This is a genomic window from Bradyrhizobium sp. 141 (genome assembly GCF_023074055.1).
Taxonomy (GTDB): Bacteria; Pseudomonadota; Alphaproteobacteria; order Rhizobiales; family Xanthobacteraceae; genus Bradyrhizobium.
In genome coordinates, this window is the sequence record NZ_JADPKR010000026.1 from 248,197 (window position 1) to 268,140 (window position 19,944).

A 19,944-nucleotide genomic window follows, 5' to 3' on the forward strand; every position below is an offset into this window, starting at 1 on the left:
GCCTTCCGAAGGTCCCACCAACGCCGTCATTGCGAGGAGCCCTTCGCGACGAAGCAATCCAGTCTGTCTCCGCGGATGCATTCCTGGATTGCTTCGCTTCGCTCGCAATGACGGAGTATGCTGCGGGCCCCGTGACCTAATCGAGACAGCACCATGGCCTTTCGTTCCCGCCGCGAAAAACTGCGCTTCGTCCTGTCGGGCGCAACTTGTGTCCATCCCGGCTCGGTGTACGACGCCATCTCGATCCGCATCGCCGAGGACCTCGGCTTTCCGCTCGGCATGTTCGGCGGTTCGGTCGCCTCGCTCGCGGTGCTTGGCGACCCCGACATCACCCTGATCACGCTCACCGAACTCGCCGAGCAGATGCGGCGGATGTCGCGCGCCTCCGCGCTGCCGGTGCTGGTCGATGCCGATCACGGCTATGGCAATGCGCTCAATGTGCGCCGCACCGTGCAGGAGCTGGAGGCGGCGGGCGCCGCCGGTCTCACCATCGAGGACACGCTGCTGCCGGCCGCCTTTGGCGAGGCGAAGACGCAACTGATCTCGCTCGAGGAGGGCGTCGGCAAGATGAAGGCCGCGCTTGGCGGCCGCAGCGATGGCTCGCTGGTCATCATGGGCCGCACGGGAGCTGCTTCGATCACCTCGATCGAGGACGCGATCCGCCGCGCCAAGGCATATGAAGCCGCCGGTGTCGATGCGCTGTTCTTCACCGGCATCAAGTCGCGCGCCGAGCTCGAGGCGGTCACCGCTGCGACGCGCCTGCCGATCGTGCTCGGCGGCGCGCCGGAAGAGCTGAACGCGATCGACTACCTCGCGAGTCAGCGCGTACGCATCGCGCTCCAGGGACATGCGCCGTTCGCAGCCGCGACGCAGGCCGTCTACGCGACGCTGAGGGCGCTCGCTGAGGGTACGCCGCCGAAAAGCCTCAAGGGGCTCGCATCGTCGGAGCTGACGGCCCGCGTCATCCGCGAGGCCGATGCTAGGGCGCGCAGCGCCGACGTCCTCGGATTGAAAAAATGAGCCGGGCGATTCTCCAGGTCATGATCCGCGGGCGCGTGCAGGGCGTCGGCTATCGGGCCTGGGTCGAGCACCAGGCGACAACGAGCGGCCTCGAAGGCTGGGTCCGCAACCGCCGCGACGGCGGCGTGGAAGCGCTGTTCGCCGGCCCGCCGATGCACGTCGCCGACATGGTCGCGCTCTGCCGCCACGGCCCGCCATCCTCGCGCGTCGACAGTGTCACCAGCGAGACTGCGAGCGTCGACGAACTGGACCTGCGCAGGGCAGGGGAGAAGTTCTCGGTGCTGCCGACGGTGTAGGCGCGTTGTCTGCGCGCCGTCGCCGGCCGCGGCGGTGAAGCAGGCGCCGAAGGCAGTCTTGTAGGGTGGGCAAAGGCGCCCTTGCGCCGTGCCCACCATGACTTGCGCGATCGTGGTGAGATGGTGGGCACGCTCCGCTTTGCCCACCCTACGAGTGTTCACCTCTTGAGAACCTCACCTTGGCAGCTTGGCGATCGCTTCGCTCAGCTCATGGATCTCATAGGGCTTGCGCAGGATCGGGAAATCCCCGCGCACGCCGGCGGCGACCTCGCTGTAGCCGGTGGCGAGCAGGATCGGCAGGCCGGGGCGGATCTGGCGGAGATGATGGGCGAGGGTGAGGCCGTCCATCTTGCCGGGCATGACGATGTCCGAGAACACGAAGTCGACGCCGTTGTTCTCAATCTCGCGCAGGGCGGCTTCGGCATCGGCGACCCGGCGCACGTGGTAGCCGAGCTGCTCCAGCAGGCCGATGCTGACGAGGGCGACGTCCGGATTGTCCTCCACCAGCAACACCGTGCCGCTGCCTTGGAACGCCGGCTCCCCCGTCGCGTCGGACGATGGCACGTCTTCTCCGCGCGGCAGCAGGATGGTGAATGTCGTGCCCTTGCCGAGTTCGCTTGCGACACTTACCGTGCCGCCGGCCTGGTGCGCGAAGCCGTGCACCTGAGACAGGCCGAGGCCCGTGCCCTTTCCGATCGGCTTGGTCGTGAAGAACGGCTCGAAGATCTTGTCGAGAACGTCACCGGGAATGCCGAGCCCGGTATCGGTGACGTCGATCGCGACGAAATCGCCGGCGAGGGACGCCTCGGCCAGCACGACGTTGCGCGCGCTGATCGTCACCGTGCCGCCGTCGGGCATCGCGTCGCGGGCATTGATGACGAGGTTGAGCAGCGCGGTCTCGAGTTCGGAGACGTCGGCCTTGATCGGCCAGACGTCGCGGTCGGTGTCGAAGGCCAGGCGCACGGAGCTGCCGACGCCGGCATCGAGCACCTCGCGAATCGCCGTGATGCGTTCGGCGAAATCGATCGCCTGCGGATTGACGCTCTGCCGCCGCGCGAAGGTGAGGAGCTGGTTGGTCAGCGCCGCGCCGCGCTTGGTGGCGGTCTCGATGGCGGAGATCGCGCGCTGAAGCTTGGCCGCGTCGTCGGCCCCTCGCTTCAGCATGTGGAGGCTGCCGCTGATGATCATCAGGAGGTTGTTGAAGTCGTGGGCGACCCCGCCGGTGAGTTGTCCGAGCGCGTCGAACTTCTGGGACTCGGCGAGCTGCTTCTGCATCGCCTCGAGCTTGATCTGCGTATTGCGGCGTTCGGTGATGTCGCGCGTGATCTTGGCGAATCCGACCAGTTCGCCGTCCTCGTAGATCGGATCGATCACGACGCTGGCCCAGAAGAAGGTGCCGTCCCTGCGAACGCGCCAGCCTTCCTCCTCGTAGCGGCCCTTTTCCCTGGCGATGCCGAGCGCACGGGCCGGCTTGCCGTTGGCGCGGTCGGTTTCGGTGTAGAAGCGGGAGAAATGCTGGCCGAGGATCTCCTCGGGTGGATAGCCCTTGATGCGCTCGCCGCCGATGTTCCAGCTGGTGATGATCCCGTTGGGATCGAGCATGTAGAGCGCGTAGTCAGCAACTCCCTCAACCAACAGCCGGAAACTGCGTTCGCTCTCGAACAAGTCTCTCTGTTGACTGAACTTTTTCACCATTCCCGGACCCTGCGTCGACCGGAGCAAACGCCACAGATGGCGGATGGTTCCCTGAACTTGGGACATTTTTAGGCAGATATCCCCGCGTCGTATATGGATCGGCGCCCACTTGACAGGGGAACGGTATTGTCAGATATTTCTGTCATGACAGAAATAACCGGAAAGAAGAAACTCCCCGTCGCCGTCGAGCGCTTCATCCTGCATTGGGGCGACATGGGGGATGAGTGGGGCGTCAATCGCTCGGTCAGCCAGATCCACGGGCTGCTCTACCTGGCCGAAGCGCCGATGACCGCCGAGGATATCGCCGACACGCTCGGCATGGCGCGCTCCAACGTCTCCAACTCGCTGAAGGAGCTGCTCGCCTGGAATCTGATCCGGCGGGTGCCGATCCTTGGTGATCGCCGCGACCATTATGAGGCCGAGACCGACATCTGGGAGGTCGCGGCCAGAATCGCGGCGCGGCGCAAGGAGCGGGAGCTCGATCCGGCGATCGCGGCGCTCAGGGCGTGCGTATCCGACGCCGCCGGCGATCCGGCCATCAATCCGGTCGCGAGCAAGCGGCTGAAGGAAATGCTGGCCTTCACCGAGCTCGCCGACCACTGGTTCATGCAGATGCTGAAGGTGCCGCGGCCGCGGCTGGTCGCCTTGATGCGGCTTGGCGAGAAGATCGCCAACCTGCTGCCGCTGGGCAAGACCAAATAGCCTCGGAGGAGGGTACGATGACGTCGGCAAGATTATCAGGCTGCAACGCATCGACCTCCGCTCATACCAGACTGCTCGACGATCGCCGGTTCCGCGCGCTGCTGTCGGACGAGGATTGGGGCCGCCTGCCGCTCGCGACCTGGCGGCGCTTCTCCAAGCGCGTCGCCGATGGCGACAGCGTCGTCTATGTCGGCGTGGTCGACGAAATCTGCTTCAGCGACATTGGCTGGTGGGTCGCACAGGCCGCACGCGTGATCGGCGGGCCGCTGCCGACCGGCCGTGACACCGGCGTGCCGATGATCGTGACTGTTACCGAGGATGCCGCAACTGGCGGTCAGACCTGGACGCGCATCTGCGCGCGCAAGCGTGGCTTTCCGCAAGTGATCCATTCCGCCAAGCGGTTTGCCGGTCCGACCGGGCTCGAAGAATATGTCGGCTTCGGCGTTTCGATGGCGCTCCGCATCGCGGTCGAGGACCAGGCGCTGACCTTTCGCAGCGCTGGTTATGGGCTTCAGCTTGGACGCCTGTGGATCCCGTTGCCGCGCTGGCTCACGCCGGGCGATCTCACGGTGACGCACCGCGACCTCGGCGAGGGCGCGTTCCGCTTCACCCTCGATGTCATTCATCCGCGTTACGGCGCGCTGATCCACCAGTCCGCCACCTTCAGGGAGGCCGTGTCATGACACAGCTGTTGTGGACGCTCATCGCCATCCAGATCGCGATGGGCGTGTTCGACACCTTCTACCATCACGAATTCACCGAGCGCCTGGCGTGGCGACCATCGCAACGCTTCGAGCTGAAGCTGCACAGCATCCGCAACATGCTCTATGCGCTGCTGTTCCTGCTGCTCGGCTGGCTGGAAGTCTACGGCGTGCTGGCACTCCTGATCGTCGCGGTGCTGATCGCCGAGATCGTGATCACGCTGATGGATTTCGTCGAGGAGGATCTGAGCCGGAAGCTGCCGCCGAGCGAACGCATCAATCACACGCTGCTCGCGATCAACTATGGTGCCATTCTCGTCCTGCTGCTGCCGGTACTGATCGACTGGGCGATGCAGCCGTTCGGCGTGATGGTCGTCTATCAGGGCCTGCTCAGCATCGCCGCGACGGCCTGCGCCGTTGGCGCGGCGCTCTGCGGTATCAGGGATTTTGCGGCGATGCGCCGGCTCGGCCGCATGCGAAGCGTGCCCGCAGACGGGCTCGTCGAAAGGCTGCCCGGCCGCAAGACCGTGCTGATATCAGGCGCCACCGGCTTCATCGGCAGCCGGCTCGCCGCGAGCCTCAGCGGGGCAGGGCATCATGTCATCGCGCTGATCCGCAACCCCGCCAAGGCCGAGATGCTGCCACCACCGGTCACGCTGATCACGAGCCTCGATCAGCTTGCGTCAGACACGAGGATCGACGCCATCGTCAATCTCGCGGGCGAGCCGATCGGCAATGGCCTCTGGACCGAGGCGAAGCGCGCGAAGATCATCGGCTCGCGCATCGACATGACCGGCGAAATCGTCAAGCTGATCGCGCGGCTCGAGCGCAAGCCCGAGGTGCTGGTCAGCGGTTCCGCGATCGGCTGGTATGGCCTGTGGGCCGACCAGGTGCTGACCGAGTCGGCGAAGTCGCACGCCTGCTTCAGCCACGAACTCTGCGCGGCCTGGGAGACGGCGGCGCGGCCGGCCGAGGAGCTCGGCGTGCGCGTGGTCTGTTTGCGCATCGGCCTCGTGCTCGGCACGGAAGGCGGCTTCATCACGCGCATGCTGACGCCGTTCGAGTTCGGCCTTGGCGGCCCGCTCGGCACCGGGCGGCAGTGGATGTCCTGGATCGAGCGCGACGATCTGATCCGGCTGATCGCCTATGTGATGGCAACGCCCGATCTCGCCGGCCCCGTCAACGCCACCGCACCAATCCCGGTGACCAACGCCAAGTTCACCGAGGAGCTCGGCCGCCGACTGCACCGGCCGGCGGTGTTTCGTATCCCCGGCGGCCTGCTGCGCCGGGTCGGCGGCGGCTTTGCCGACGAACTCCTGCTCGGCGGCCAGCGCGTGCTGCCCAACAAGGCGCTGAGCCGCGGTTTTGTCTTTCGGCACGAGACGCTGCGCAGCGCGTTCGAGGCGATTTTGTGAGACTTCAGGTGGCGGCTACACTTCGAAACGTCGCCGCCACCGCACGCAGCGCAGCAAGCTTCGCGGGATCGCTGACCTTCGAATGCAGCATCACCTTCGAGCTGCCGAGCTTTGGCAGCTTGTGCGCGGGCCCGATGTCGACCAGCCCGGGCGGCGCGATCCGCCGCGCTAGCGGCGCAATCGCAAGTCCGGCAAGTGCTGCGGCGACCACCGCCGTGACGCCGCCGCCGACGAAGCGCTCGCGCCAGGCGATGCCGGCCTTGTCGAGTGCGCGCGCCGCGACGGCGCGGACGCCGCAGGGTGGGGCGAGCGTCGCAAGCGGCAGCGCCTCACCTTTCGGCAGGGTGAAACGCCGTGCTGCGAACCAGCCGAACTCGTCCTCGGTCAGCTTCTCGCCGCCGCGCCGGCTGCCTTCTTGGCGGACGATCACCGCATCGAGCTGGCCCGCGTCATAGGCATCCTGCATTTCGCGCGAGAAGCCGATGGTGACGGCGAGGGTGAGATTTGCTGACATTGCATGCAGCCGCTCGAGCAGCGGCACCAGTTCGGGGCCCGCGGCGTGATCGGAGATGCCGAGCGAGAGTGACTGTGCGGCTGAAACCTCGCCCGAAAGAGCGCGGTCATGCGCCGCGATCAGCGCGCGGGCGCGATCGAGGAAGCCGGCGCCGTCGGCGGTGAGCCGGACCGCGCGCGGCGAGCGCTCGACGAGGCGTTTTCCCAGCAACGTCTCCAGCCGTTGCAGCTTGAGACTGACCGCGGCCTGCGTCGTGCCCAGCGCTTCGGCGGCACGGGTAAAGCTCTGGAGGTCGGCGACCAGCAGGAAGGCTTTGATGGTGGCGATGTCGAGCGTCGGCGTCATTATGAATACTTATCATTGATATCAACATAGATAAGATACCAAAATGATGAGCGGAGGTCTAGTTTCTCACCAACGCCGCGCTAACCGGCGCAGCATCTTGAGGAGAGCCACCATGCCCCTGATCACCGTGTCCTACACCACCTCCCGCCAGTCGCCGACCCTGAAGGCCGACATCGCGAACGCGGTGTCCGAGCTCACCGCAAACATCCTGCACAAGGATCCGAAGGTGACCGCCATCATCGTCAAGTCGGTGGAGGCCGATGACTGGTTCGCCGGCGGCAGGTCGCTCGCCGAGCAGGGGCTCGCCAGCTACTGGATCGACATCCATGTCAGCGAAGGCACCAACACCAAGGACGAGAAGGCAGCCTATCTCGCCGCGATGTTCCAGCGCATGGCCGAAATTCTGGGCCCGCTGCATCCCGAGACGTACCTGCACGTCGACGAGGTCAAGGGCGACGCCTACGGTTTTGGCGGCCTGACCCAGGAGCGCCGCTACATCGCCGGCAAGCTCGAGGTTGCGCTGAAGGCGGCATAAGGCAACTGGCCGCGGGTGAGCCATCTCACCCGCGGCCGGGCCGATGGCGCGCGGTCGTCGGTCGATCTGCGAAATGAAGACGACGATCAGCCCTTGAGAACGCGGGCGTGCGTCTCCAACAGGAAGACGTCAGGCGGCCACTTCGGGCAGCAGCGCGCGGGTCGGCCCGAACAGCTCTTCGAAGGCCTGCCGGAGCGCGACGTCGACATCGGCCATGGTCACGAGCTGGCCGAGATCGACCAGCGAGGTGACGCCGTAGCGGGCATCGGTGACGCCGCACGGCACGATGCCGGCGAAATGCGATAGCTCAGGCTCGACATTGATCGCGATGCCATGGAACGAGACCCAGCGCTTCAGCCGCACGCCGATCGCCGCGATCTTGTCCTCGTGGTCCGCACCCTTGTCGGGCCGCTTGACCCAGACGCCGACCCGGTCCTCGCGCCGCTCGCCGCGGACGTTGAAGGCGGCGAGCGTGCGCAGAATCAGCTCCTCCAGGCTCGCGACATAGGCCCGGACGTCCGGCCGCCGGCGCTTGAGGTCCAGCATGACATAGGCCACCCGCTGGCCCGGCCCGTGATAGGTGAGCTGACCGCCCCGTCCGGTGGCGAAGATCGGGAATCGGGGATCGAGCAGGTCGGTGGCCTTGCCCGAGGTGCCGGAGGTGTAGAGCGAGGGGTGTTCGAGCAGCCAGACCAGCTCCGCGGCTTCGCCGGCCGCAATGGCGGCGACCCGGGCTTCCATGGCGGCCACCGCCTCGGCATAGGGCACCGGCGTGTCCGAGATTCGCCACTCCACCGGTTCGCCGCCTGCGGCGGAGAACGACGTCAAATCGAGCTCTTGACGCTGGTTTTGGCGGGGGTTTTGAGGCGAATTAACCATTGGCTAACCATAACGTGGTGATCATCTCGGGAGCAAATGCCAGTCTCAAGTTGCGGCGGTCCTGACAGTGCCCACCCTCGATAAAGTTACCGTGGATCTCATGGTCGTCCTCGGAACGACCACCATGCCGATCCATCAAGTGTTACGTCTTTCCCGCGGCGCCATCATCGAGCTGGACGCAACCGAGGCCGACGAGGTCAAGGTTTTGGCCAATAATCTGCCGGTCGCTTCCGGCGTCGTCCTGGTCGACCGCAACCGGATCGCGGTCGAGGTCAAGCAGATGCTGCCGCGTTCACCGGGCACGAGGTAGCGGCCTGGGCAAGCGGTAGCGGCCCGGGCACCGGGCCAAGGCCGATTCGGGTGAGGGGCCCGAACTTTCCTGCAAAGCTTGTGGAATTCAGGGCCTTTGCAGGCTTGTACCCCTCTGATGGATTTGTTAGATCGGCGCCGTTGATCCGGCCGGCCCTCAAGCCTCAAGCCGGCATCCCCAAAGCGCTCGTGGCGGAACTGGTAGACGCGCTGCCTTGAGGTGGCAGTGAGTAAAATCGTGGGGGTTCGAGTCCCTCCGAGCGCACCAAGGCTCTTTCTTTCATTGAAATCATTGAGTTTTCCAGACGAAATCCCCGGGATTGCGTCGTTGCGGTCGATTCCGCCGCACTGGATTTGTGCGACCTAGCGAAAGCTCGCCAGTCGCATCGGCGCAAGCCTATTGCGGCTCGATTCCGGCGGCTTTGATGATCCGTCCCCATTTGCCGATCTCGGCTTTCAGGAACGCCTCGAGCGCTTCCGGCGTCGCACGCTGGGGCTCGACCGGGGCCATGCTGAGCTCGGCAAACCGGCTGATCAGGGCGGGATCCTTCAGCGCCGTTTGCAGCGCGCCCACGAGATGGTCGATCACGGGTTTCGGTGTCCCCTTCGGCGCGTAGAGACCATACCACGTCGTCACGTCGAACGCGGGAACGCCGGCTTCCGTCGAGGTCGGCACGCCGGGCAACGTCGCCACGCGCGTCTTGCTGGTGATCGCGTAGCCCTTGATCGTGTTCGCCTGGATATAGGGCGTGGGTCCGGTCGCGGGATCGCAATAGACGTCGATATGGCCGGCGATGACGTCGTTCAGCGCCGGTCCGCCGCCCTTGTAGTAGATCGGGGTGAGCTTGGTATCGGTGGCGCTCATGAACATCAGGCCGCAGAGCTGCGAGGCCGAGCCGAGACCGACATTGCCGAAGGTGATCTTGTCGCCGGCGTTGCGAATGGTCGCCACCAGATCGCGAAGATCCTTGGCCGGAAAGTTCGGTCGCGCCACGAGGATCATCGGGACGTCGGTGACGAGCCCGATCGGGGCGAAATCGCCGACCGGGTCGAACGGCAGCTTGGCGTAAAGGGCGGGCGCGGTGGCTTGACCGACATGCATCAGGAGGACCGTGTAACCATCGGGGGCGGCCTTGGCGACGCGGTTGGTGCCGAGCGTGCCGCCGGCTCCGACGACATTCTCGATCACGATGGACTGTTTCAGCGTCGCGCTCATGGCGCTGCCGAGGATGCGGGCGATGACGTCGCCGGGGCCGCCGGCGGAGAACGGCACGATGACCGTGACCGGGCGGGCGGGGTAGTCGTCCGCGATCGCCGCGTCGCGAGGGCAGAGCAGGAGGAACAGGATCAGCGATCGTACGAGAAACTTCATCGAACACTCCCTGGCGGCATTTCTTAGTCGTCGGAAGGCGCCGCCTCCTTGGCCGCCGACGATTTTTCGATCATGTCGAGCGCGGCCACCGCAGCCGCATTGATGTGGTCGACGCAACAACGCTCGGCGAGGTCTGCATCGCCGTTCTGGATCGCGCGCCAGATCGCCGTGACCTCGCGAAGGCTCTTGTTGATCCGCTTCGGCTGCGACATCGAGGTGATCCGCAACAGCTGGATCCGGTCGTGGAGCGGCTTGAGCGCGCGCTCGATGAAGGCATTGCGGCAGCCACCGATCAGCGCGGCGTAAAAGTCGGTCTTGGCCTCAAGACACCCGATGAGATCCTGTTTGGCCGCCGCGGCCTTCAGGCGTGTCAGGGCGTCCCCGATTCGGCGTGCCACTTCCGGGTCATGCAGCCTGGCGCATTCGCGGCCGGCGAAGCCTTCGAGCACCGCGCGTGCGGCGTAGAGCTGCCGGGCCTCTTCGAGGCTGATCGTGGAAACCACGGGGCCGCGGTGCGGGACCATGTTGACCAGCCCGTCGGCTTCGAGCGCACGCAGCGCTTCGCGGATCGAGGGGCGGCTGACGCCCATCATCTCGCAGAGCTCGCGCTCGACCAGGCGCTGGCCCGGCTTCAGCGTTCCCGACATGATCGCCGCGCGCAGCTTTTGCGCCACCATCGCCCGGACGGTCGGGACGTCCTCGATGCGGAGTGTCGACTGCAATTCGCGACGTCTTTCCATGTCCGGGCCTTGGTTGGAATGATTCAATATCGATTTACAGGCAGAATCATCATTTCGGCAATTTGAACGTGGGCGGGCTGGTCGAGAGCGAAGACGATCGAGCGGGCGATATCGGCCGGATCCAGCGCCATCCTGAACTGGTCGAAATAGTCCTTTTCCTTCTGCTGATCGCCGCGGTAGCGGGTCAGGATGATGTTGGTCCGGGTCAGGCCGGGCTGCAGCTCGGTCACCCGGATTGCGGTTTCCGCGAGCTCGCCCCGGAGGGTCTCGGTGAACATGTGCACGCCCGCCTTGCTGGTGCTGTAGGCGGCCATGTCAGGCACGATCCGGACCGCGTTGATGGAGCTGATGTTGACGACATGACCGGCGTTGCGCTGGACCATGCCCGGCAGGATCGCACGCGTGACACGCATCAGGCCGATCAGATTGGTCTGGATGATGTTGGACCAGTCGTCCGCGGAACCAATGTCGAAGCGCGTCCGGCCGCCGATGTCGTGGCCGGCATTGTTGATGAGAACGTCGACCGGCTTGAAATGAGCGGGAATGGCATCGGGCAGGCGATCGACGGCGTTTGCATCGCTGACGTCGAGCTGGATCGGAAACACCGCGTTGCCTGCCGCAGCTGCCAGCTCCTGAAGAGCCTTGGCGTCGCGGTCGACCAGCACGACGCGGCGGCCGCTGTCCAGCAGCGCCTTGGTGATGGCGCGTCCCATGCCGCCGGCGGCACCCGTCAGCACGACGGTCTGGCCCGATGGTTCAGTCATCGCAGCACTCCCATTCCAATGCTCTCATGCGACCGACCAGCCGCCGTCGATCGGCAGGCTGGCGCCGGTGATGTCGTTTGCGGCGGGGCCACAGAGAAAGACGACCATGCCGGCGACGGCATCCAATTCGATGAAACGCTGCGTCGGCTGGCGCTCACCGAGATATTCGCTCGTGACGTCCGCGACGGGACGGCCGCTGTTCGATGCCATCGTCGCGATCTTGTTCAGGATAGCCGGCGTCGGCAGCGTGCCGGGGCAGAGCGTGTTGCAGGTGATGCCGCTGCGGGCGGTCTCGATGGCCACAGCGCGGGTCATGCCGAGAATTGCCGTCTTGGTGGTGACGTAGTCGATGCGGTCCTCGACCGCGCGGGTCGAATAGATCGACCCCATGTTGATGATCCGGCCCCAGCCGCGCTGCTTCATCGCCGGCAGCGCCAGGCGGATGAGGTGGAACGGCGCCGACAGGTTCACGGCGAGCGCCTCGTCCCAGCGATCCGGCGGAAACTGCTCGATTGCTGAAAAATGCCTGGTGACCGCGTTGTTGACGAGGATGTCGATGGCGCCGCAGCGGTCGAGCAGGTCCGCCATCATGGCCTCGATCGCCTCGCGTCGGGACAGATCGACGCCGGCTGCGACGACCTCGACGCTGAAGCGGGCGCGAAGCTCATCCGCAACCTGTTTCGGCTGAGCGAGGTCGTGCAGGACAATGTTGGCGCCCGCGCCGGCCAGGCCTTCCGCCACGGCGAGGCCAAGGCCTGCGGTCGCACCGGTCACGAGCGCCCATTTGCCCTTCATTGCAGCCACGCTCCGCTATGTCTTGTCGAGCTCGGCGAAGACTTCCTTCGCGTTCCGGAACGCGTCCACGCCGGCCGGCACGCCGCAATAGATCGCGACCTGCATGAAGACTTCGCGGATTTCCTCCCGGGTCGCGCCATTGGCGAGCGCGCCGCGGACGTGCGTCTTCAGCTCGTGCGGACGGTTGAGCGCGCAGAGCATCGCCAGATTGAGGAAGCTGCGGGTCTTTCGTGTCAGGCCCTCGCGGCCCCAGACGTAACCCCAGCAATACTCGGTGGTGAGGTCCTGCATCGGGCGGTTGAACTCGTCCGCGGAGGCGATCGCCTTGTCGACGAACTCGTTGCCGAGCACGCTTTTGCGAATTTCGAGGCCGCGGTCGTAGGTCGCCTTGTCCATCTTGTTCTCCGTTTCTTGTTCGGGCGGTATCAGCTCTTGGGCCAGAACGGTTTTGCCAGCGCCAGTTCGGGCGGGAACACCGTCACCGGCACACCGGATTGCCACTGCACGATGGTCATGCCGGCGCCGACGCGGCGGCCTTTCTCGTCGAACTTGATCTCGCCCAGCGGGTAATATTTCGAGGGGCCGCCATCCATGGTGCGCAGCGCTTCGCCGACGGCGACGCGATCGGCCTTGCCGGCCTTCTCCAGCGCGTCCTTGATCACCCACATGTCGCCATAGGTGGAGATCGCGTTCTGCGTCATCCACGGCTCCTTGTAGCGGGTCTTCAATTCGGCGATCAGGGCCTCATGGCCCTTGGCGCCCCAGCTTGCGACGCAGGTCAAGACGCCCTGGAGCAGCTCGGGGCTGACGGTCTGCAGCATGTCCGGCTCGGCGATCGCGATGCCGAACGAGATCGTCGGAATTTTGCCCTGGCCGAGGCCGAACTCGTTCATCTTCTCCAGCAGCAGCTTGGCATCCGAGATCACGGTCGGCAGGAAGAACAGCAGGTCGGGCTTGGCCGAGCGGATCTTCTGCACCAGCGAGGTTGCGTCGGCCAGCGGCGGTGTGAACGTCTCGTCGACGATCAGCTGCAGCTGGTTCTCCGCCAGCAGGCCCTCGCGCATCGCCTTGGCGGAGGCGATCGAGGCCCCCGTGTTGTCGGTCAGGATCGCGACCGTCTTCGGCCGCTTGCCTGAGGTCGTCTCCGCCAGCTTGACGATCTGGGGCAGCGCTTGCCGTGCCTGCGAACCGGCGGTGGCCGCGGTCTGGAACACGTACTTGAATCCGCGCTCGGTGATCAGGTCGGAGTAGGAGAGGGTGAGCATGGGCAGGTTCGCGCGCTCGGTCACCTCCGTTACCGCGAGGGTGAACGAGGACAGATAGGCGCCGCTGGCCGCGACGAGATCGGTCTCCTGCGCCACCATGCGCTGCGCCGCGTTCTTGGCCTTCTCGGTGGTGTCGCCGGAATCGAGCACGACGAGCTTCATCTTGGCGCCGCCGAGCGCCTTGATGCCGCCTTGCGCGTTGATGTGATCGATCGCCATCTCGGCGCCTTCGCGCATCACTGTTCCCGGACGGGCATAGAGGCCGGAGATCGGCACCAGCAGGCCGACTTTGACCTCGGCAGGCTGTTGGCCCCAGGCGCGGGATGCGATCAGCGTGCCGGAGGCGCCGGCAAGCAATGTTCGCCGCGAGATCGTGAACTTGCTGTTTGCAGTCATGACAATTCTCCTCCCTGAAAAATTGCGCGACGCTGTCAGGATTTCTTCGGCCAGAACGGCTGCGCCTGCGCGAGCTCGGGCGGATAAACGGTGACAGGCACGCCCGATTGCCATTGCACGATGACGACGCCGGCGCCGACTCTGCGGCCTTTCTCGTCGAATTTGAGCTGGCCGCCCGGATAATATTTGGAGGGGCCGGCATCCATGGTGCGGAAGGCCTGCGCGACCGCGTTGCGTTCGGCCTTGCCGGCCTTCTCCAGCGCTTCCTTCATCAGCCACATGTCGCCATAGGTCGAGATGACGTTTTGCGTCATCCAGGGCTCCTTGTATTTGGCCTTGAGCTCGGCGATCAGGGCCTCGTGGCCCTTCGAGCCCCAGTTGGCGACGATGGTCATGATGCCTTGCACCGTCTCCGGGCTCACGCTCTGCAGCATGTCGGGCTCGGCAATGGTGATGCTGAAGGACACCGTCGGAATCTTGCCCTGGCCGAGGCCGAACTCGCTGATCTTCTCGAGGCCGAGCTTGGCGTCCGACACCGCATTGGGCATGAACAGCAGCAGATCGGGCTTGGCCGAGCGAACCTTCTGGATCAGCGGCGTCGCATCCGATAGCGGCGGGGTCCAGACCTCCTCGACCACGAGCTGGAGGCCTTCCTGCGCGAGCAGCTTTTCCTTGAGCGCCTTGGCCGTGGCCACGGACGTCGCGGTGTTGTCCATCAGCATCGCCACGGTCTTGGGCTTCTTGCCCGAGGCATTCTCGGCGAGCTTCATCAGCGTCGGCAGGCCGAGTTCGGACTGGCGGCTCGCGGTCGCCGCGGTCTGGAAGATGTATTTGAAGCCGCGGTCGGTCAAAAGGTCGGAATAGGATAGCGTCAGCACCGGCAGTTCGGCGCGCTCGGTCACCTCGGTGACCGCGAGCGTGAAGGAGGAGAGGTAGGAGCCGGTGGCGGCGACGAGGTCGGGCTCCTGCGCCACCATGCGCTGTGCTGCGTTCTTGGCCTTCTCGGTGGTGTCGCCGCAGTCGATCACGACGAGTTTCAGCTTGGCGCCGCCGAGCGCCTTGATGCCGCCTTGCGAGTTGATGTGCTCGATGCCCATCTCGGCGCCCATCTTCATCACCTGGCCGGGGCGGGTGTAGATGCCCGACAGTGGCACGATCAGGCCGACCTTGATCTCGCCAGGGGCCTGCGCGCGCGCCACGCCGGCGAGGCCGACGGCGGCGGCGCCCGACAGCACGGTCCGGCGCGTCAGGCCCGTCGATATCCCGCCCTTTGATGTCTTGTTCATTTTGTCTGCTCCCTGGTCTTTGTTTTTATGGTCGTCACATGCCGAGATAGGCCTTCCGCACGCGGTCGTCGGCGCGCAGCGTGGCGTTGTTGCCTTGGAGCACGACGTGTCCGGCTTCGAGGACGTAGCCGTGATCGGCGGATTCCAGCGCTTCCGCGACGCGCTGCTCGACCAGCAGCATGGTCAGCCCGGCCTGGCGCCGGATCTCGATCAGGCGCTCGAAGATGAAGTCCGCGGTCGAGGGCGCCAGCCCCATCGAGGGCTCGTCGAGCATCAGTAGCTTTGGCGAGGAGGCGAGGCCGCGGCCGATCGCGAGCATCTGCTGCTGGCCGCCGGACATCGTGCCCGCGAACTGATCGCGGCGCTCCTTCAGCACCGGCAGCCATTCGAAGATGCGCTCGATATTGGCTTGCCAGTCACGGCGGCCGCTTTCGGTCATCGCACCCATTTCCAAATTCTCCATCACCGTCAGGGACGGGAAGACCTGGCGCCCCTCCGGGACGTGGGCAATGCCAAGATGGGCGCGCTGCGGCGGCGGCACCGCGAGCAGGTCGACGCCGTCGAAGGTGATCGCGCCGCCGCTGGGCTTGACGATGCCGGAGATGGTCTTGAACAGCGTGGTCTTGCCGGCGCCGTTGGGCCCGACGATCGCGACGAACTCGCCCGCGCCGACATTGATCGAGACGTCGTTCAGGACGGGCTTTGCCGAATAGCCCGCGCTCAATCCCTCAATTCGCAGCATGGCCCACCCACTTTTTGCCGAGATAGGCCTCGATCACGCGGCTGTCGCGTGTCACTACCTCCGGCAGGCCCTCGGTGATGACGGCGCCGTGGTCGAGCACGAGGAAGCTGTCGACCAGGCGGACCATGGCCTGCATCGTGTGCTCGATGATGGCGATGGTCATGCCGTCGCGCGCGAGCTGCTGGATCACGGCGACGACCTCGTCCGCCTCGCCATGGCCGAGGCCGGCGAGCGTCTCGTCGAGCAGCAGAATGCGCGGCTGGCCGGCAATCGCGCGGGCGAGCTCCATCAGCCGCAGCTCCTTGGTCGAGAGCTCGCCGGCGACACGGTTCGCTACGGCAGAGAGCCCGACGCGGGCAACCGCGTCGGCGGCCAGCTTGCGGGCCTCGTCGTCGGAGCGTGCGCGCACATAGGCGCCGACCACGACATTGTCGAGGATCGACATGCGCAGGAACGGCCGCATGATTTGGAAGGTGCGGCCGATGCCGGCCTCGCAGATCACGTGCGGCCGCTGGCCCGACATGTTGCGGCCGTCGATCAGCACCTCGCCCTGGCTCGGCTTCAGAAAGCCGTTGAGGAGATTGAACAGCGTGGTCTTGCCGGCGCCGTTGGGCCCGATGATGCCGAGGATCTCGTTCTTGTGCAGCTTGAAGCTGACGTCCTGCACCGCCTTGAGGCCGCCGAAGGACCGCGAGAGGTTACGCACTTCGAGCACGACCTCGCCGGTCGCCGCGCGCGGTCGCGCGACTGGCTTCAGGGCCGTCACGTTGGCAACTGCTGGTTCCAGAGTTTCGCCGGCCGTTGATTTGGAAACACTCCGCTTGCGCAGGAGATCGCGCAGCTTCCAGAACAGTCCTTCCGGGGCCAGCAGGATGACGCAGACGATGGCAATGCCGAAGATCACGCCCTGAATGCCGGGGATACGCGCACCGGCCTCCGCGTGCAGGATCTCGGCGAGGGGGATCAGGATCACCGAGCCGATCACCGGACCCCAGACAGTGCCGACGCCGCCGAACATCGCAACCGTCAGCGCCTGCGCCGACACCAGCATGCCGAACACCGATTGCGGGGTCACGACCAGCAGCACCTGCGCGTAGAAGCCGCCGATCGCAGCGGCGATGGCCCCGCTCAGCGTGATCGCGCGCAGCTTCCAGGCCAGCGTGTTGATGCCGGCTGCCTCGGCCGCAGCCTCGTTCTGCTTGATCGCGAGCAGCGCCATGCCGAAGCGGGATCGCTCGATCAATTGCGTCAGCACGATGGTGGCAAGCATGATGGCCAGCCCGAGCAGAGTGTAGAGATGCGGGTCGGCGAACTGCATATAGGCGATCGGCGCGTCGCGCTTGATCGGAAGCGTCACCTCCTGGAAGCCCAGCCACTCGAACACGTAGAGAATGGCGAGCGGATAGGCCAGCATCGCGAGCGCGAAGTAGTGCCCCTGGAGGCGGAAGGTCGGAAAGCCGATCAGCAGCCCGGCAATGCCGCCGAGCATGGCGGCGACCGGGATCAGCAGCCAGGGCGAGATGTCGAAATAGATCTGGCCGAGCGCGGTCGCATAGGCGCCGATGCCGAAGAAGGCGGCGTGGCCGAACGAGATCAGGCCGGTGTAGCCGCTGAGCAGATTCCACGACAGCCCGAACACCGCCCACACCGGCACCAGCGTCAGGATGAGCTGGTAGTAGGAGTTGGTGACGCCGAGCGAGATCCCGGCGTAAGCGAGCGTGAAGAGCAGGGGAGGCAGAAAGGAGCGCATCCGGAGCATGGTCACGTCCTCTCCACCATGCGCCCGAAGAAGCCTTGCGGGCGGAAGAAGATGATGAGGAGGAAGACGGCGAAGATCGCGGCGTTCTGCAACTGCGTCGGCAGGATCAGCGTCGACATCTGCTGCACGAGGCCGATCGTCATGCCGCCCCAGAAGGCGCCGATGATGCTGCCCATGCCGCCGAGCACGACGCCCGCATACATGACGATGACATATTCGAGGCCGACGAAGGGGTGGAACGGATAGTTAGTGGCGAGCAGGCCGCCGGCAATCGCCGTGATGCCGCAGCCGAGCGCGAAGGCGGTGCGGTGGGCGCGGTCGACGTCGATGCCCATATAGGTCGCGGCGGTCGGATTGTCCGCGGCGGCGCGGAGCGACTTGCCGATCCGGGTCCGCGTGATCAGCAGCGAAAGCAGGATCATGATCGCGAGCGAAACGACCATATCGATGCTGCGGGCCTTGTTGAGGAAGATGCTCATGTCGAAGAAGGGGCCGAGCTCCCAGGCCGAGCTCGACAGCGGCGTGCGGATCGAGGCCAGCACCGAGCCGAACACGATGAGGCCGCCGTTCTGCAGGATCAGCGCGATGCCGAGCGTGAGGATGAGCTGGGCGTAATGGCCTTCGCCTTCGAGCGAGGCGGTGCGCGTCCCCGAGACGTGCGAGATCAACGCCCGATGGACGAAATAGCCGAACACGGCGAGCACGGGCCCGGCCAGCAGGATGGCGACGAACGGCCCCACCGTGTTGCCGAACGTCGCTTGAACGCCGGCCGCGGTGAAGAGATAGAAGGCGGTGTACATGCCGAGCATCATGAAGTCGCCATGGGCGAAGTTGATGACGCGCATGACGCCGAAGATCAGGCCGAGCCCGACGCACATCAGGCCGTAGACCGCGCCGATCAGAAGGCCCGCGGCGAGCGCTTGAAAGAATCCTTCCATCAGCCCCGTCTCCGCGTAGCTGACGATTCTAAGCTGGTCTCCAAGTCGACCATGTTTCCCCCGTACTCTCCGGCAATTCTTATGATGCCGATCGTAAAGCCCGTTCGGTTGCGTTCAGGCGGCATTGCGCGGCGATGGCGCCGGCATTGCCGAGCTGCTCGCAATCGTCGATGAGTTGCTCGAGCCGGCGCGCGCGGTCCTCGCCGAGGGCGCCGGCTGCCGAGCTGCGGAAGCGTGCGCGAATATGCGAAGGTGTAGCGGCGATGATGTCGGGCAAAGCGTGCCGGATGGTCCGGCCGTCGCGCAGCTGCACGGTCACCTCCGCGCCCTGCTTGCCCGGGAAGGCGGCCGTGAAGCCGGCATCTGCCTTGAGCTCCGTGACCGCAACCAGGCGGATGATGTCGGCATCATCGAGCTCGGAATAGTTCTCTTCCTCGATCTCGCCCCGCGCCAGCGTCGCCGCGACACTGAACGGAATGCTCATCTTGGCCTGGAGCGCGTTGCGATAGGGCCCTGCGGAATCGCAGCCGGGATAGCGAACGGCGGCATCCGGCGCGCGAATGATGACGCGATCGATCTCGTCGGTGCCGGCGAGCTCGTGCGAGACGCGGAGCGCCGCTTGAGCTGCGGTCTGCGCGAAATTGCAGGCCGGGACCGGCTTGTTGTAGACGGCCATGATCTCGCACTCGCCGTTCGGGAACAGCGCGATGCTGTCCGGCGCGGCTTGGCGGCGATAGGCGGCGAACAGGCCGGCTTCGCCCTCGAGGATGGTCTCCGAGCCGAAGGCGCCGGCCGCGGCAAGGCCGATCGCCTTGCTGGCGGCAAACCCCGGATGGAAATACATGTCGGAGCCGCCGGCATGCGGCCATTCGTTGAGTCCGCTGGACGTATTGGCTGCGATCGCGATAGCGCTGGTTGCCTGGTCCTCGGAGAGGTCGAGCGCGAAACTCCCCGCGAGCGCCGCGCCCGGAGGTGCCACGAGGCCGGTCGGGCGGTAGAGACGCGCGAGGTCGGAGGTCAGCAGCGCGCGGCCGATCCGCGCGCCGGTCTCATAGCCGATGATGGCGGCTGCCAGCAGTCTGGCGCCGTGCAGCGGCGTCTGTTCGGACAGGGCGAGAAGGGTCGGCCAGATCACGACGCCGTGGTGTGCGATGCTGGCTGCATGCATGTCTTCGCGCACGAGGCCGTGCCCCATGACGGCATTGGCGAACGCCGCGTCGGCGGGCGAGGAGAGTTGCGAGGTCCCGATGATCGTTGCAGGGCCGCCGGCTTGCGCGATGGAAACCGCCTGACGGCTCCAGGGATGGTGGCCGGCTTCGAACGCACAGGACAGAAAGTCGAGCAGGCAGAGCTTTGCCTTGGCGACGATTTCGGGCCCGAAATCGCCGAGATCGACAGCAAGTGCGCTCCGCGCCATCTGGCGCGCGAGCGATATTTTGCCGGATACGGTCGGGCCGATCGTCATCGCGGGTTGCT

At 65.7% G+C, this 19,944-nt stretch carries 21 protein-coding genes and 1 tRNA gene; 8 read left to right on the forward strand and 14 right to left on the reverse strand.

Features of this window, described 5'->3' with window-relative positions:
- Positions 1 to 153 precede the first annotated feature (153 nt).
- On the forward strand, positions 154 to 1,020 hold the full coding sequence (locus IVA81_RS09775; RefSeq protein WP_247315151.1) for an isocitrate lyase/PEP mutase family protein: 867 nt from the start codon (positions 154 to 156) through the stop codon (positions 1,018 to 1,020).
- Positions 1,017 to 1,316, forward strand: coding sequence for an acylphosphatase (locus tag IVA81_RS09780; protein WP_247315153.1), 300 nt, complete (start codon positions 1,017 to 1,019; stop codon positions 1,314 to 1,316). Before IVA81_RS09775 ends, IVA81_RS09780 begins: the two co-directional genes overlap by 4 nt.
- Positions 1,317 to 1,490: 174 nt before the next feature.
- Here IVA81_RS09780 and IVA81_RS09785 read toward each other — a convergent pair whose 3' ends face one another.
- Entirely contained in the window at positions 1,491 to 3,011 is a 1,521-nt protein-coding gene (locus IVA81_RS09785) for a PAS domain-containing sensor histidine kinase (protein ID WP_247315156.1), read from the reverse strand.
- Between the two features lie 144 nt (positions 3,012 to 3,155).
- Between IVA81_RS09785 and IVA81_RS09790 the strand changes: the two genes are divergently transcribed.
- From IVA81_RS09790 to IVA81_RS09800, 3 genes are read left to right on the forward strand one after another with little or no spacing between them, the layout of a single operon-like run.
- Complete coding sequence (locus tag IVA81_RS09790; protein ID WP_246929627.1) at positions 3,156 to 3,713, forward strand: MarR family transcriptional regulator; 558 nt, start codon at positions 3,156 to 3,158, stop codon at positions 3,711 to 3,713.
- A gap of 17 nt (positions 3,714 to 3,730) precedes the next feature.
- On the forward strand, positions 3,731 to 4,396 hold the full coding sequence (locus IVA81_RS09795; RefSeq protein ID WP_247315159.1) for a DUF4166 domain-containing protein: 666 nt from the start codon (positions 3,731 to 3,733) through the stop codon (positions 4,394 to 4,396).
- The gene (locus IVA81_RS09800) at positions 4,393 to 5,829 is read left to right on the forward strand and encodes a TIGR01777 family oxidoreductase (RefSeq protein WP_247315160.1); all 1,437 of its coding nucleotides are present in this window, start codon (positions 4,393 to 4,395) and stop codon (positions 5,827 to 5,829) included. The genes IVA81_RS09795 and IVA81_RS09800 overlap by 4 nt, the downstream gene beginning before the upstream one ends.
- A 4-nt stretch (positions 5,830 to 5,833) precedes the next feature.
- On the opposite strand, the gene IVA81_RS09805 is transcribed toward IVA81_RS09800, so the two are convergent.
- Positions 5,834 to 6,688 carry a LysR family transcriptional regulator gene (locus IVA81_RS09805; protein WP_247315162.1) on the reverse strand — a complete coding sequence of 285 codons (855 nt, stop codon included), beginning with the start codon at positions 6,686 to 6,688 and terminating at the stop codon, positions 5,834 to 5,836.
- A gap of 112 nt (positions 6,689 to 6,800) precedes the next feature.
- Here IVA81_RS09805 and IVA81_RS09810 point away from each other — a divergent pair, with 112 nt between their 5' ends.
- Complete coding sequence (locus IVA81_RS09810) at positions 6,801 to 7,223, forward strand: 4-oxalocrotonate tautomerase family protein (protein WP_247315175.1); 423 nt, start codon at positions 6,801 to 6,803, stop codon at positions 7,221 to 7,223.
- A gap of 129 nt (positions 7,224 to 7,352) precedes the next feature.
- Here the strand turns inward: IVA81_RS09810 and lipB are convergent, their stop codons facing one another.
- Complete coding sequence (gene lipB / locus IVA81_RS09815; RefSeq protein ID WP_247315195.1) at positions 7,353 to 8,102, reverse strand: lipoyl(octanoyl) transferase LipB; 750 nt, start codon at positions 8,100 to 8,102, stop codon at positions 7,353 to 7,355.
- 67 nt (positions 8,103 to 8,169) lie between these two features.
- On the opposite strand from lipB, the gene IVA81_RS09820 reads away from it, so the two are divergent.
- Both IVA81_RS09820 and IVA81_RS09825 read left to right on the forward strand, forming a co-directional pair.
- Entirely contained in the window at positions 8,170 to 8,412 is a 243-nt protein-coding gene (locus IVA81_RS09820; RefSeq protein ID WP_018647371.1) for a FliM/FliN family flagellar motor switch protein, read from the forward strand.
- A gap of 182 nt (positions 8,413 to 8,594) precedes the next feature.
- A tRNA-Leu gene (locus IVA81_RS09825) sits at positions 8,595 to 8,679 on the forward strand.
- Positions 8,680 to 8,808: 129 nt separating this feature from the next.
- On the opposite strand, the gene IVA81_RS09830 is transcribed toward IVA81_RS09825, so the two are convergent.
- The 11 genes from IVA81_RS09830 to IVA81_RS09880 form a co-directional block, all read right to left on the reverse strand.
- The gene (locus tag IVA81_RS09830) at positions 8,809 to 9,783 is read right to left on the reverse strand and encodes a tripartite tricarboxylate transporter substrate-binding protein (RefSeq protein ID WP_247315198.1); all 975 of its coding nucleotides are present in this window, start codon (positions 9,781 to 9,783) and stop codon (positions 8,809 to 8,811) included.
- Positions 9,784 to 9,806: 23 nt separating this feature from the next.
- On the reverse strand, positions 9,807 to 10,523 hold the full coding sequence (locus IVA81_RS09835) for a GntR family transcriptional regulator (RefSeq protein WP_247315200.1): 717 nt from the start codon (positions 10,521 to 10,523) through the stop codon (positions 9,807 to 9,809).
- Positions 10,524 to 10,546: 23 nt separating this feature from the next.
- Entirely contained in the window at positions 10,547 to 11,287 is a 741-nt protein-coding gene (locus IVA81_RS09840; RefSeq protein WP_247315203.1) for an SDR family oxidoreductase, read from the reverse strand.
- Positions 11,288 to 11,311: 24 nt separating this feature from the next.
- Positions 11,312 to 12,082: an SDR family oxidoreductase gene (locus IVA81_RS09845; RefSeq protein WP_247315206.1), complete on the reverse strand. Its 771-nt coding sequence runs from the start codon at positions 12,080 to 12,082 to the stop codon at positions 11,312 to 11,314.
- Positions 12,083 to 12,097: 15 nt separating this feature from the next.
- Positions 12,098 to 12,478 (reverse strand): carboxymuconolactone decarboxylase family protein, encoded by a 381-nt coding sequence (locus IVA81_RS09850; RefSeq protein WP_097658866.1) that lies wholly within the window; start codon positions 12,476 to 12,478, stop codon positions 12,098 to 12,100.
- Positions 12,479 to 12,507: 29 nt separating this feature from the next.
- Positions 12,508 to 13,743 (reverse strand): ABC transporter substrate-binding protein, encoded by a 1,236-nt coding sequence (locus IVA81_RS09855; RefSeq protein WP_247315227.1) that lies wholly within the window; start codon positions 13,741 to 13,743, stop codon positions 12,508 to 12,510.
- A gap of 35 nt (positions 13,744 to 13,778) precedes the next feature.
- The gene (locus IVA81_RS09860) at positions 13,779 to 15,029 is read right to left on the reverse strand and encodes an ABC transporter substrate-binding protein (protein ID WP_247315229.1); all 1,251 of its coding nucleotides are present in this window, start codon (positions 15,027 to 15,029) and stop codon (positions 13,779 to 13,781) included.
- A gap of 34 nt (positions 15,030 to 15,063) precedes the next feature.
- Positions 15,064 to 15,771, reverse strand: coding sequence for an ABC transporter ATP-binding protein (locus IVA81_RS09865; RefSeq protein WP_247315231.1), 708 nt, complete (start codon positions 15,769 to 15,771; stop codon positions 15,064 to 15,066).
- Entirely contained in the window at positions 15,758 to 17,530 is a 1,773-nt protein-coding gene (locus IVA81_RS09870) for a branched-chain amino acid ABC transporter ATP-binding protein/permease (protein ID WP_247315468.1), read from the reverse strand. The genes IVA81_RS09865 and IVA81_RS09870 overlap by 14 nt, the downstream gene beginning before the upstream one ends.
- A 2-nt stretch (positions 17,531 to 17,532) precedes the next feature.
- The gene (locus tag IVA81_RS09875; protein WP_247315234.1) at positions 17,533 to 18,468 is read right to left on the reverse strand and encodes a branched-chain amino acid ABC transporter permease; all 936 of its coding nucleotides are present in this window, start codon (positions 18,466 to 18,468) and stop codon (positions 17,533 to 17,535) included.
- A 79-nt stretch (positions 18,469 to 18,547) separates the two neighbouring features.
- The gene (locus tag IVA81_RS09880; RefSeq protein WP_247315237.1) at positions 18,548 to 19,933 is read right to left on the reverse strand and encodes an MmgE/PrpD family protein; all 1,386 of its coding nucleotides are present in this window, start codon (positions 19,931 to 19,933) and stop codon (positions 18,548 to 18,550) included.
- Positions 19,934 to 19,944 lie beyond the last annotated feature (11 nt).